The sequence below is a fragment of the Cylindrospermopsis raciborskii Cr2010 genome, assembly GCF_003367075.2.
In the GTDB taxonomy this organism is placed as follows: Bacteria; Cyanobacteriota; Cyanobacteriia; order Cyanobacteriales; family Nostocaceae; genus Raphidiopsis; species Raphidiopsis raciborskii.
On the sequence record NZ_CP065936.1, the window covers coordinates 2,908,375 to 2,922,458 of the forward strand.

At 41.2% G+C, this 14,084-nt stretch carries 11 protein-coding genes; 9 read left to right on the forward strand and 2 right to left on the reverse strand.

Annotated elements, in window-relative coordinates; translation table 11 throughout:
- A complete protein-coding gene (locus tag C6N34_RS13240; RefSeq protein ID WP_006277543.1) occupies positions 1-327 on the forward strand; it encodes a slr1957 family protein in 327 nt (108 codons plus the stop codon).
- 39 nt (positions 328-366) lie between these two features.
- Here the strand turns inward: C6N34_RS13240 and C6N34_RS13245 are convergent, their stop codons facing one another.
- Together C6N34_RS13245 and C6N34_RS13250 are read right to left on the reverse strand one after the other, a co-directional pair.
- Positions 367-2,295, reverse strand: a complete 1,929-nt coding sequence (locus C6N34_RS13245) for a GTPase family protein (RefSeq protein ID WP_115538731.1) — start codon at positions 2,293-2,295, stop codon at positions 367-369.
- Between the two features lie 41 nt (positions 2,296-2,336).
- Entirely contained in the window at positions 2,337-2,588 is a 252-nt protein-coding gene (locus C6N34_RS13250) for a hypothetical protein (RefSeq protein ID WP_115538732.1), read from the reverse strand.
- Positions 2,589-2,977: 389 nt separating this feature from the next.
- On the opposite strand from C6N34_RS13250, the gene C6N34_RS13255 reads away from it, so the two are divergent.
- The 8 genes from C6N34_RS13255 to C6N34_RS13290 all read left to right on the forward strand — a co-directional run bounded on the left by C6N34_RS13255 (position 2,978) and on the right by C6N34_RS13290 (position 13,719).
- Positions 2,978-3,595, forward strand: coding sequence for an AAA family ATPase (locus C6N34_RS13255; RefSeq protein ID WP_268906680.1), 618 nt, complete (start codon positions 2,978-2,980; stop codon positions 3,593-3,595).
- Positions 3,596-3,675: 80 nt separating this feature from the next.
- On the forward strand, positions 3,676-4,527 hold the full coding sequence (locus C6N34_RS17290) for a PD-(D/E)XK nuclease domain-containing protein (RefSeq protein ID WP_456264037.1): 852 nt from the start codon (positions 3,676-3,678) through the stop codon (positions 4,525-4,527).
- A gap of 961 nt (positions 4,528-5,488) precedes the next feature.
- On the forward strand, positions 5,489-7,042 hold the full coding sequence (locus tag C6N34_RS13265; RefSeq protein ID WP_236107051.1) for an ATP-binding protein: 1,554 nt from the start codon (positions 5,489-5,491) through the stop codon (positions 7,040-7,042).
- 715 nt (positions 7,043-7,757) lie between these two features.
- Positions 7,758-9,041: an ATP-binding protein gene (locus tag C6N34_RS13270; RefSeq protein WP_236107053.1), complete on the forward strand. Its 1,284-nt coding sequence runs from the start codon at positions 7,758-7,760 to the stop codon at positions 9,039-9,041.
- Positions 9,023-9,301, forward strand: coding sequence for a PD-(D/E)XK nuclease domain-containing protein (locus tag C6N34_RS13275; protein ID WP_236107055.1), 279 nt, complete (start codon positions 9,023-9,025; stop codon positions 9,299-9,301). The genes C6N34_RS13270 and C6N34_RS13275 overlap by 19 nt, the downstream gene beginning before the upstream one ends.
- 592 nt (positions 9,302-9,893) lie before the next feature.
- Complete coding sequence (locus tag C6N34_RS13280; RefSeq protein ID WP_236107056.1) at positions 9,894-10,847, forward strand: ATP-binding protein; 954 nt, start codon at positions 9,894-9,896, stop codon at positions 10,845-10,847.
- A 318-nt stretch (positions 10,848-11,165) separates the two neighbouring features.
- On the forward strand, positions 11,166-11,447 hold the full coding sequence (locus C6N34_RS13285) for a PD-(D/E)XK nuclease domain-containing protein (protein ID WP_236107058.1): 282 nt from the start codon (positions 11,166-11,168) through the stop codon (positions 11,445-11,447).
- Positions 11,448-12,165: 718 nt separating this feature from the next.
- Positions 12,166-13,719 carry an ATP-binding protein gene (locus C6N34_RS13290; RefSeq protein ID WP_236107060.1) on the forward strand — a complete coding sequence of 518 codons (1,554 nt, stop codon included), beginning with the start codon at positions 12,166-12,168 and terminating at the stop codon, positions 13,717-13,719.
- Positions 13,720-14,084 lie beyond the last annotated feature (365 nt).

A 14,084-nucleotide genomic window follows, 5' to 3' on the forward strand; every position in this document is an offset into this window, starting at 1 on the left:
ATGTTGATTATCAATCATTACTATATTGAATGGATTGAGGACTGGTGCACGGAAAATGGTTGGACTGATTTATTTGTAGAACGTCGTGGTAATTATTGGGCTTTTCCCCCAGGTTGTGTAATTCCAGAGCCCATTCCCATGGACACTTTGAAATTAATTAAACAGAAAAAGGGTGCTACCAATGAGGAAAGATTAATATCAGTTATTGCATTAGTTATTACTCTTCTGTGCATAAGTTGGGCATTTATTTGTGTATCCCCCATGCCCTTAGTTGTTGCTTTTGCTTTTGATGCAGTTACGGTTGCACAATTGGAAATAGAAGAGTAGAGGAGTTTTAATTATCACGGATGTGCAGCTGAATTCCCATTAGTTATTATTAGTTCTTTGCCAAAACTCAAATCTCTCTCCCAACTGTTCTATGGTTAAATTTTGAGTCCAGTATTCTATTAAAGAATAACCTAAAGACCAAGCACCTTGCTGGGGTGTGCCAGAATTTTCTACTAAGAAAGGCCAAAGGGATAATAAATCAAATTCGGTTGTTTTTCTTCCATCCTCTTGGAATGTATTAAGTAGTTTAAATAAATCATAAGACATTTGTAATTTACCAATTACCACAGGTAATTGTTCCACGGGAATTTTTTCCGCTAGAATATAAGCTAGAGCAGGTGAACCTGTAGATAAGGTAGCAACAAATTGCAAAATAGGGTTTTTTAATAAACTGGTAATTCCCTGGGTAGTTGTCATTTGAAAGCTGTAGTGATCAATAATTTTTGCCGATTGGGCAATCCGGATATCTAAGTTACGCAAAAAGCGGGATAATCTTAACTGCTTTGCTGGGTCTAGAACTGATAGCAGTCCACCAGACAATTCTTCTAAATTCCAACCACAACGTTTAGTTTTGGGGTCATCAGTCACCAATGGTAAAACTAAATGAGAGCTATTAATCAAGACTGGTTTGAATTTCTCTTCTCGGTATAATACCGCTTCTCTAATTGCCATTTCCTTGAGTTTATTTCCACTGCGCCAATTATAGGGAGGTTGCCATTCTCTAATTGGACGTAGTTTATCCACTTGAGTAACCACAGCAATAATTGGTAAGTCAGTCATTTGCTTTTGCATATCTTCCAAAAAATCTACATCCATCTGCAAAGCAGGATCCAGTGCAGGAGTTACTAATAAAAGTAAATCTGCTTTTTTTCCGTAATCCATCACTAAGTTGCGAAAATCTTGACGGTTTACCTGTTCATAACCAGGAGTGTCACAAAGTTCGACTATTTCACCACTTTCTGTTTGCCAATTATAAGTTGTTATTTTATCCGTACTTGGCAAAACATCAACTTCAGCTATTTCACTGGCAAAAATGGTATTAATTACACTACTTTTTCCAGCACCATTACGCCCCGCAATCAAAATATTCAGAGGGGTTTTTTCTAGCTTTTCTGGTGGCTGAGCTTGCTGAATAATATCCCGCAAGGTTTGAGTTTTAGCTTCTGGTAATTCAGATACGATTAATTCCATTTTTACCCCACCATATAGAACAACTGCTTGTTGACATAAGTTCCTCAAGGTGGCTTCTCTTAATATTTGATTCAGATTAATTAATAATTCTTGTGTAGCCCTATTATTGAGATTATCAGTGGCTTTTTTGGCCATAGCTCCCACAGGATTTAAAAACAACTGGGCAATATCCCACACCTGAAAAAGTTTCTTGGCAGCAGGTTCTAATTGACGATAAACTTCATAGCTTTGATAAACTTGTCCCACACTAACTTGATTTAAAAACGGGGATAATTTTTGCATCCATTTATCCATATCATCCACCGTACCACGAATTAATCCATATACTTGGGGAATGTAAATACTTAACAAGGGATATTTCACTTCTGGGTTATATATATGGGCAATCCCCACTACTAAATCTTCACATCTTTGCCAGAAAGTTTGTAAGTCCTCCCAAATGGCAAGATCATTTTTACCATCATTTAGAACTTTTTGTAATATCCTTTCTACCTGCTCGCTTTTTTCTTTCTCTAAAGAGAAATTCACATCTTTCTCCTCACTCCATGCCAATTCTTCTTTAACCTGATCAAACACACTCTCAATTTGATTAATCATTGGTTTGGTCAATTTCACCAACAGCCAACGCCATCCAGTCAATATTAGTATAAATATACCCCAAATCCAATTTAACCCCCAACTGTTAATTTGTATCCCAGCCAATACAAGTATGAAAGCAATGATTAATACTATAGGCGAGATTAATACTAACCATTGCCAGGATTTTAAACGATTCATAAAAACCACTTATTGTTACTTATTGTCCCCATTTCCTCCCTCTATTTAATCACTATCTCCCTTACCAATATACTCATCACCTCTCCCGGGTTACTAGTTGGCATCAAATCACTCCAATCAGTTGCATGAGCATAACCAAGCACATGTAAATAATGAATCGTACTGATAACTGTTTTCTTCGATCCAATTAACAGGTGTTTTAATGGTTCCCTGCGATCGCCTTCTGGAACTATTTTAGTGCCAACTACTGTAGTGTCACTAACATTCCCGATAAAATTCCTGGTTTGTGCCATAATTTCATTACCTCTGAGTAAAGGGGTGTAAGGTGATCGGGCCCTTCCTGATCAGAAATCCAGATCACCTTACTTTTAAGTATAACAGCTAGTCAAATAAATATGCAAGGGGTTTATAGAAAAAAATTAATAAAATTTGTAAATCTTTTCGACTTGTCAAGCATAAGTGAAAAATGAAAAATTTTACACCTTACAATTACCCACGACAAAGCCAGTCGGTTTTTAACCTAGGAAGCTTTAAGACAATTAATTTCCTGTCTCCCCCACGGACAGTCTCCAGGTAGGGGTTAATTCAAACAATTATAGTTAATCCCATAGAGAGTGCTTCGCGATCGCCCTCTTGAATTAGAGATAAACTAGGATAAGATAATAAGCACATATTCATTGGTATGAACCCCAAAAATCTCCCCCTGGGGATCAACACCCTAGATAAACTACGCGGTAGCAACTGTATTTACGTGGACAAAACACGACTTGCCCTCCAGTTGATAAAACAGCCTGGAGCCTTCTTTTTGTCTCGTCCCCGACGTTTTGGCAAAAGTCTGTTTATAGATACCCTCAAGGAGATTTTTGAAGGGAATCAGAAATTATTTGAGGGGCTTTATATCCATGACCAATGGGATTGGAGTAGAAAATTCCCAGTGATTAAAATAGACTTTGCTGGTGGGGTATTAAAAAACCGACAAGAGCTGGATCTGCGCATACTGGATATTTTACACGAAAACGCAGAGTATCTGGGTGTGTCCTACGAGTCAACAGATATACCAGGAAAATTAGGAACTTTGATTCGTAAGGCCATGGCAAAATATGGAGAACGTGCGGTGGTGCTGGTGGATGAATACGATAAACCCATCCTAGACAACATCGACAACCCACCTATTGCTGCTGAAATGAGAGAGGGACTCAAGAACCTATACTCGGTTCTCAAGCAACAGGATGCCAACATCCAGTTCATCTTCATGACTGGAGTCACCAAATTCTCCAAAGTCAGCCTTTTTAGCGGGTAAATCAACTCACGGACATTACCATCAGTAGGGATTTTTCCACCATTTGTGGTACACCCAGGAAGATTTTGGAGCAAAAACCTTTGCCAGCACTTGCAAGGGTAGACTGGGATAAACTGCGCCTCTGGTATAATGGATACTCGTGGCGTGGCGATTCCGTTTATAACCCCTACGATATCTTACTGTTTATCCGTGAGGGAATGGAGTATGGCAACTACTGGTTTGAGACAGGAAACCCCACCTTCTTAATTAAGCTATTTCAGACCAACTGCTACTTCCTCCCCAAATTAGAGCATCTAGAAGTAACCGAAGAGATTTTAAAGTCCTTTGAAATAGAACGAATTAACCCAGTCACCCTGTTATTTCAATCTGGGTATTTGACCATTGAGAGCACCTTTACCGCTATGGAACGTTACATGTTCCGACTGAAAATTCCTAACCAGGAAGTGAAAGTCGCCTTGGGAGATCAATTAGTCAACGCCTACACGGACTTCGTTGAAGAGAAATTGGGTATTCAGAGACCCTTGTATGAAAACTTATTTCAAGGTGATGTTAATGGATTTATCGACACAGTAAGACGCCTATTTGCTTCTATACCTTGGCGGAACTTTACCAACAATGACCTGGCTAATTTTGAGGGCTACTACGCTTCTGTGCTATATGCTTTCCTGAGTTCCTTAAATGCGCGCATCATTCCCGAAGATATCACCAACTATGGTCAAGCGGACATAACGGCCATGTTGGGTAATCATATTTACGTGATAGAAATCAAAGTAGTAGATGGGGAGAACGTAAAAGAGAACCTAGCCCTAAAACAAATTCGGGAATGTAACTATGCGCAAAAGTATAGAGGAGAACCGGGGAGAACCGTTCATGAAGTGGGGTTGGTTTTTAGTCGCAGCAAACGTAACCTCATCCAAGCAGATTGGGAATAAATTAAGATAAATATAATCAGTCACGATAAAACTGAATTAGGCTTTGAGACAATTAATTCCCTGTCTCCCCCACGGACAGTCTCCAGGTGTGGGTTAATTCAACTAAATCACGGGTAATCCTTTGCAATCGCGTTTATATATATCCTGTGGGTTTGTTGGGTTTCGTTCCTCAACCCAACCTACGAAACTCTCCCACGGACAGTCTCCAGGTAGGGGTTAATTCAACTAAATCACGGGTAATCCTTTGTAATCTCGTTTATATATATCCTGTGGGTTTGTTGGGTTTCGTTCCTCAACCCAACCTACGAAACTCTCCCACAGACAGTCTCCAGGTAGGGGTTAATTCAACTAAATCACGGGTAATCCTTTGTAATCTCGTTTATATATATCCTGTGGGTTTGTTGGGTTTCGTTCCTCAACCCAACCTACGAAACTCTCCCACAGACAGTCTCCAGGTAGGGGTTAATTCAACTAAATCACGGGTAATCCTTTGCAATCGCGTTTATATATATCCTGTGGGTTTGTTGGGTTTCGTTCCTCAACCCAACCTACGAAGCTCTCCCACAGACAGTCTCCAGGTAGGGGTTAATTCAACTAAATCACGGGTAATCCTTTGCAATCGCGTTTATATATATCCTGTGGGTTTGTTGGGTTTCGTTCCTCAACCCAACCTACGAAGCTCTCCCACAGACAGTCTCCAGGTAGGGGTTAATTCAACTAAATCACGGGTAATCCTTTGCAATCGCGTTTATATATATCCTGTGGGTTTGTTGGGTTTCGTTCCTCAACCCAACCTACGAAGCTCTCCCACGGACAGTCTCCAGATGTGGGTTAATTCAAACAATTATAGTTAATCCCATAAGTAGTGCTTCGCAATCACTTTTAATTTAAAATAAATTCACATAAATAACCCCGGTGATTGAATTAGAGATAAACTAAAATTAAGATAATAAGCATTAGTATGAACCCCAAAAATCTCCCGTTGGGAATCAACACCCTGAGTATGCTACGGGAAAACAATTGTGTCTATGTGGACAAAACCGAAATAGCTCACGGTCTGATACGCATTCCTGGACGCTTCTTTCTATCTCGTCCCCGACGTTTCGGCAAAAGTTTGTTTATAGATACCCTCAAGGAGATTTTTGAGGGGAATCAGAAATTATTTGAGGGGCTTTATATCTATGGCCAATGGGACTGGAGTAGAAAATTCCCAGTGATTAAAATAGACTTTGCTGGTGGAGTATTAAAAAACCGACAAGAGCTGGACCAAAAAATTAATGGTATTTTTTTAAAAACTGCCCAATCCCTGGGAGTGGACTATGAACTAAAGGATATTCAAGGTCGTTTCGGGGAAATTATTGCGGGTGCATATCAACGATTTGGAGAAAGGACTGTGGTGCTGGTAGATGAATATGATAAACCCATCCTGGATAATATAGACAACCCACCCGTTGCTGCTGAAATGAGAGAGGGGCTCAAGAATCTATACTCAGTCCTCAAGGAGCAGGATGCCAACCTGCAGTTTGTCTTCATGACTGGAGTCACCAAATTCTCCAAAGTCAGCCTTTTTAGCGGTTTAAACCAACTCACGGACATCACCATTGATACTAGATACTCTTCCATCTGCGGTTACACGGAAACCGACCTCACCGAATCCTTCGGAGAACATCTTGCAGGAGCAGATCGAGAAGCAGTACGCTCTTGGTATAATGGTTATAACTGGACAGGTTCCGAGAGCGTTTATAACCCCTACGATATCCTCATGTTTATCGATAAGGGCAAGATATTTCACAACTACTGGTTTGAAACCGGGAACCCGACGTTCCTGGTTAAATTATTTCAAGCCAACAGCTACTTCCTCCCTAACCTAGAGCATCTAGAGGTAACCGAGGAGATCTTAGAGTCCTTTGAAGTAGAACGGATAAACCCCGTCACCTTGTTATTTCAATCTGGGTATTTGACCATTGATCATACCTTTATCCGTCGCCATCGCTCCATGTTTGCTCTAAAAATACCCAACATGGAAGTTCGTCTGACATTAAATGACCATTTTATCAACGCGTATACGGAAATAGTAAATGAAAAGAGTGCTATCCAAGATAGATTATATGAGTATATGTGTAGTGGAGATTTAGAATCAACAGTGAAAGCAGTAAAGCGTCTATTTGCAGGGATTCCCTGGCGGAACTTTACTAACAATGACCTGGCTAATTTTGAGGGTTACTATGCTTCTGTGCTATATGCTTTCTTGAGTTCCTTAAATGCGCGCATCATTCCCGAAGATATCACCAACTATGGTCAAGCGGACATAACAGCCATCTTGGGTGATCATATTTACGTGATAGAAATCAAAGTAGTAGATGGGGACAATGTAAAAGAGAACCTAGCCCTAAAACAAATACGGGAATGTAACTATGCACAAAAGTATAGGGGAGAACCAGGTAAAACTGTTCATGAAGTGGGGTTAGTTTTTAGTCGCAGCAAACGTAATCTCATTCAAGCAGATTGGAAATAAGTTAAGATAAATATAATCACTCACGATAAAACCGAATTAGGCTTTGAGACAATTAATTCCCTGTCTCCCCCACGGACAGTCTCCAGGTAGGGGTTAATTCAACTAAATCACGGGTAATCCTTTGCAATCGCGTTTATATATATCCTGTGGGTTTGTTGGGTTTCGTTCCTCAACCCAACCTACGAAGCTCTCCCACGGACAGTCTCCAGGTAGGGGTTAATTCAACTAAATCACGGGTAATCCTTTGCAATCGCGTTTATATATATCCTGTGGGTTTGTTGGGTTTCGTTCCTCAACCCAACCTACGAAGCTCTCCCACGGACAGTCTCCAGGTAGGGGTTAATTCAACTAAATCACGGGTAATCCTTTGCAATCGCGTTTATATATATCCTGTGGGTTTGTTGGGTTTCGTTCCTCAACCCAACCTACGAAACTCTCCCACGGACAGTCTCCAGGTAGGGGTTAATTCAACTAAATCACGGGTAATCCTTTGCAATCGCGTTTATATATATCCTGTGGGTTTGTTGGGTTTCGTTCCTCAACCCAACCTACGAAGCTCTCCCACGGACAGTCTCCAGGTAGGGGTTAATTCAAACAATTATAGTTAATCCCATAAGTAGTGCTTCGCAATCACTTTTAATTTAAAATAAATTCACATAAATAACCCCGGTGATTGAATTAGAGATAAACTAAAATTAAGATAATAAGCATTAGTATGAACCCCAAAAATCTCCCCCTGGGGATCAACACCCTAGATAAACTACGCGGTAGCAACTGTATTTATGTGGACAAAACACCGCTTGCCCTCCAGTTAATAAAACAGCCTGGAGCCTTCTTTCTATCTCGTCCCCGACGTTTTGGTAAAAGTCTGTTTCTAGATACCCTCAAGGAGATTTTTGAGGGGAATCAGAAATTATTTGAGGGGCTTTATATCTATGACCAATGGGACTGGAGTAGAAAATTCCCAGTGATTAAAATAGATTTTGCTGGTGGGGTATTAAAAAACCGACAAGAGCTGGATCTGCGAATACTGGATATTTTACACGAAAACGCAGAGTATCTGGGTGTGTCCTACGAGTCAACTGATATACCGGGAAAATTAGGAACTTTGATTCGTAAGGCCATGGCAAAATATGGAGAACGTGCGGTGGTGCTAGTGGATGAATACGACAAACCCATCCTAGACAATATAGACAACCCACCTATTGCTGCTGAAATGAGAGAGGGGCTCAAGAATCTATACTCCGTTCTCAAGCAACAGGATGCCAACCTGCAGTTTGTCTTCATGACTGGAGTCACCAAATTCTCCAAAGTCAGCCTTTTTAGCGGTTTAAACCAACTCACGGACATCACCATTGATACTAGATACTCTTCCATCTGCGGTTACACGGAAACCGACCTCACCGAATCCTTCGGAGAACATCTTGCAGGAGCAGATCGAGAAGCGGTACGCTCTTGGTATAATGGTTATAACTGGACGGGTTCCGAGAGCGTTTATAACCCCTACGACATCCTCATGTTTATCGATAAGGGCAAGATATTTCACAACTACTGGTTTGAAACCGGGAACCCGACGTTCCTGGTTAAATTATTTCAAGCCAACAGCTACTTCCTCCCTAACCTAGAGCATCTAGAGGTAACCGAGGAGATCTTAGAGTCCTTTGAAGTAGAACGGATAAACCCCGTCACCTTGTTATTTCAATCTGGGTATTTGACCATTGATCATACCTTTATCCGTCGCCATCGCCCAAGTTTGTCTAAAAATACCCAACATGAAGTTCGTCTGACATTAAATGACCATTTTATCAACGCGTATACGGAAATAGTAAATGAAAAGAGTGCTATCCAAGATAGATTATATGAGTATTGTGTAGTGAGATTTAGAATCAACAGTGAAGCAGTAAAGCGTCTATTTGCAGGGATTCCCTGGCGGAACTTTACTAACAATGACCTGCTAATTTTGAGGGTTACTATGCTTCTGTGCTATATGCTTTCTTGAGTTCCTTAAATGCGCGATCATTCGAAGATATCACCAACTATGGTCAAGCGGACATAACAGCCATCTTGGGTGATCATATTTACGTGATAGAAATCAAAGTAGTAGATGGGGACAGTGTAAAAGAGAACCTAGCCCTAAAACAAATACGGGAATGTAACTATGCACAAAAGTATAGGGGAGAACCAGGTAAAACTGTTCATGAAGTGGGGTTAGTTTTTAGTCGCAGCAAACGTAATCTCATTCAAGCAGATTGGGAATAAGTTAAGATAAATATAATCACTCACGATAAAACCGAATTAGGCTTTGAGACAATTAATTCCCTGTCTCCCCCACGGACAGTCTCCAGGTAGGGGTTAATTCAACTAAATCACGGCTAATCCTTTGCAATTGCGTTTATATATATCCTGTGGGTTTGTTGGGTTTTGTTCCTCAACCCAACCTACGAAGCTCCCCCACGGACAGTCTCCAGGTAGGGGTTAATTCAACTAAATCACGGGTAATCCTTTGCAATCGCGTTTATATATATCCTGTGGGTTTGTTGGGTTTTGTTCCTCAACCCAACCTACGAAGCTCTCCCACGGACAGTCTCCAGATGTGGGTTAATTCAACTAAATCACGGCTAATCCTTTGCAATCGCGTTTATATATATCCTGTGGGTTTGTTGGGTTTCGTTCCTCAACCCAACCTACGAAACTCTCCCACGGAGAGTCTCCAGGTAGGGGTTAATTCAAACAATTATAGTTAATCCCATAAGTAGTGCTTCGCAATCACTTTTAATTTAAAATAAATTCACATAAATAACCCCGGTGATTGAATTAGAGATAAACTAAAATTAAGATAATAAGCATTAGTATGAACCCCAAAAATCTCCCCCTGGGGATCAACACCCTAGATAAACTACGCGGTAGCAACTGTATTTATGTGGACAAAACACCGCTTGCCCTCCAGTTAATAAAACAGCCTGGAGCCTTCTTTTTGTCTCGTCCCCGACGTTTTGGTAAAAGTCTGTTTATAGATACCCTCAAGGAGATTTTTGAGGGGAATCAGAAGTTATTTGAGGGGCTTTATATCTATGACCAATGGGGCTGGAGTAGAAAATTCCCAGTGATTAAAATAGATTTTGCTGGTGGGGTATTAAAAAACCGACAAGAGCTGGACCAAAAAATTAATGGTATTTTTTTAAAAACTGCCCAATCCCTGGGAGTGGACTATGAACTAAAGGATATTCAAGGTCGTTTCGGGGAAATCATTGCTGGTGCATACCAACGATTTGGAGAAAGAACAGTGGTGCTGGTAGATGAATATGATAAACCCATCCTAGACAACATCGACAACCCAGCTATTGCTGCTGAAATGAGAGAGGGACTCAAAAACCTATACTCCGTCCTCAAGGAGCAGGATGCCAACCTGCAGTTTGTCTTCATGACTGGAGTCACCAAATTCTCCAAAGTCAGCCTTTTTAGCGGTTTAAACCAACTCACGGACATCACCATTGATACTAGATACTCTTCCATCTGCGGTTACACGGAAACCGACCTCACCGAATCCTTCGGAGAACATCTTGCAGGAGCAGATCGAGAAGCGGTACGCTCTTGGTATAATGGTTATAACTGGACGGGTTCCGAGAGCGTTTATAACCCCTACGACATCCTCATGTTTATCGATAAGGGCAAGATATTTCACAACTACTGGTTTGAAACCGGAACCCGACGTTCCTGGTTAAATTATTTCAAAGCCAACAGCTACTTCCTCCCTAACCTAGAGCATCTAGGAGGTAACCGGAATCTTAGAGTCAGCCTTGAGTAGAACGGATAACCCCGTCACCTTGTTATTTCAATCTTGGGTATTTGACCATTGATCATACCTTTATCCCGTCGCCATCGCTCCATGTTTGCTCTAAAATACCCAACATGGAAGTTCGTCTGACATTAAATGACCATTTTATCAACGGTATAGCGGAAATAGTAAATGAAAAGAGTGCTATCCAAGAAGATAGATTATATGAGTATATGTGTGTAGTGGAGATTTAGAATCAACAGTGAAAGCAGTAAAGCGTCTATTTGCAGGGATTCCTGGAACTTTACTAACAATGACCTGGCTAATTTTGAGGGTTACTATGCTTCTGTGCTATATGCTTTCTTGAGTTCCTTAAATGCGCGCATCATTCCCGAAGATATCACCAACTATGGTCAAGCGGACATAACAGCCATCTTGGGTGATCATATTTACGTGATAGAAATCAAAGTAGTAGATGGGGACAGTGTAAAAGAGAACCTAGCCCTAAAACAAATACGGGAATGTAACTATGCACAAAAGTATAGGGGAGAACCAGGTAAAACTGTTCATGAAGTGGGGTTAGTTTTTAGTCGCAGCAAACGTAATCTCATTCAAGCAGATTGGGAATAAGTTAAGATAAATATAATCACTCACGATAAAACCGAATTAGGCTTTGAGACAATTAATTCCCTGTCTCCCCCACGGACAGTCTCCAGGTAGGGGTTAATTCAACTAAATCACGGGTAATCCTTTGCAATCGCGTTTATATATATCCGTGGGTTTGTTGGGTTTCGTTCCTCAACCCAACCTACGAAGCTCTCCCACGGACAGTCTCCAGGTAGGGGTTAATTCAACTAAATCACGGGTAATCCTTTGCAATCGCGTTTATATATATCCTGTGGGTTTGTTGGGTTTTGTTCCTCAACCCAACCTACGAAGCTCTCCCACGGACAGTCTCCAGGTGTGGGTTAATTCAACTAAATCACGGGTAATCCTTTGCAATCGCATTTATATATATCCTGTGGGTTTGTTGGGTTTCGTTCCTCAACCCAACCTACGAAGCTCCCCCACGGACAGTCTCCAGGTAGGGGTTAATTCAACTAAATCACGGGTAATCCTTTGCAATCGCGTTTATATATATCCTGTGGGTTTGTTGGGTTTTGTTCCTCAACCCAACCTACGAAACTGTCTCCCCCACGGACAGTCTCCAGGTAGGGGTTAATTCAAACAATTATAGTTAATCCCATAAGTAGTGCTTCGCAATCACTTTTAATTTAAAATAAATTCACATAAATAACCCCGGTGATTGAATTAGAGATAAACTAAAATTAAGATAATAAGCATTAGTATGAACCCCAAAAATCTCCCCCTGGGGATCAACACCCTAGATAAACTACGCGGTAGCAACTGTATTTATGTGGACAAAACACCGCTTGCCCTCCAGTTAATAAAACAGCCTGGAGCCTTCTTTTTGTCTCGTCCCCGACGTTTTGGTAAAAGTCTGTTTCTAGATACCCTCAAGGAGATTTTTGAGGGGAATCAGAAATTATTTGAGGGGCTTTATATCCATGACCAATGGGACTGGAGTAGAAAATTCCCAGTGATTAAAATAGATTTTGCTGGTGGGGTATTAAAAAACCGACAAGAGCTGGACCAAAAAATTAATGGTATTTTTTTAAAAACTGCCCAGTCCTTGGGAGTGGACTATGAACTAGAGGACATTCAAGGTCGTTTCGGAGAAATCATTGCTGGTGCATATCAACGATTTGGAGAAAGGACTGTGGTGCTGGTAGATGAATATGATAAACCCATCCTAGACAACATCGACAACCCAGCTATTGCTGCTGAAATGAGAGAGGGACTCAAAAACCTATACTCCGTCCTCAAGGAGCAGGATGCCAACCTGCAGTTTGTCTTCATGACTGGAGTCACCAAATTCTCCAAAGTCAGCCTTTTTAGCGGTTTAAACCAACTCACGGACATCACCATTGATACTAGATACTCTTCCATCTGCGGTTACACGGAAACCGACCTCACCGAATCCTTCGGAGAACATCTTGCAGCAGCAGATCGAGAAGCGGTACGCTCTTGGTATAATGGTTATAACTGGACAGGTTCCGAGAGCGTTTATAACCCCTACGATATCCTCATGTTTATCGATAAGGGCAAGATATTTCACAACTACTGGTTTGAGACAGGTAGTCCCAGTTTTCTAGTCAAGCTATTCCAAGCCAAGTGCTACTTCCTCCCCAACCTAGAGCATCTAGAGGTAACCGAGGAGATCTTAGAGTCCTTTGAAGTAGAACGAATTAACCCAGTTACCTTGTTATTTCAATCTGGGTATTTGACCATTGAGAGCACCTTTACCGCTATGGAACGTTACATGTTCCGACTGAAAATCCCCAACCGGGAGGTAAAAGTCGCCTTGGGAGATCAATTAGTCAACGCCTACACGGACTTCGTTGAAGAGAAATTGGGTATTCAGAGACCCTTGTATGAAAACTTATTTCAAGGTGATGTTAATGGATTTATCGACACAGTAAGACGCCTATTTGCTTCTATACCTTGGCGTAACTTTACCAACAATGACCTGGCTAATTTTGAGGGCTACTACGCTTCTGTGCTATATGCTTTCTTGAGTTCCTTAAATGCGCGCATCATTCCCGAAGATATCACCAACTATGGTCAAGCGGACATAACGGCCATGTTGGGTAATCATATTTACGTGATAGAAATCAAAGTAGTAGATGGGGAGAACGTAAAAGAGAACCTAGCCCTAAAACAAATACGGGAATGTAACTATGCGCAAAAGTATAGGGGAGAACCGGGGAGAACCGTTCATGAAGTGGGGTTGGTTTTCAGTCGCAGCAAACGTAACCTCATCCAAGCAGATTGGGAATAAATTAAGATAAATATAATCAGTCACGATAAAACTGAATTAGGCTTTGAGACAATTAATTCCCTGTCTCCCCCACGGACAGTCTCCAGATGTGGGTTAATTCAACTAAATCACGGGTAATTCTTTGCAATCGCGTTTATATATATCCTGTGGGTTTGTTGGGTTTCGTTCCTCAACCCAACCTACGAAGCTCCCCCACGGACAGTCTCCAGGTAGGGGTTAATTCAAATAAATCACGGGTAATCCTTTGCAATCGCGTTTATATATATCCTGTGGGTTTGTTGGGTTTCGTTCCTCAACCCAACCTACGAAGCTCTCCCACGGACAGTCTCCAGATGTGGGTTAATTCAAATAAATCACGGGTAATC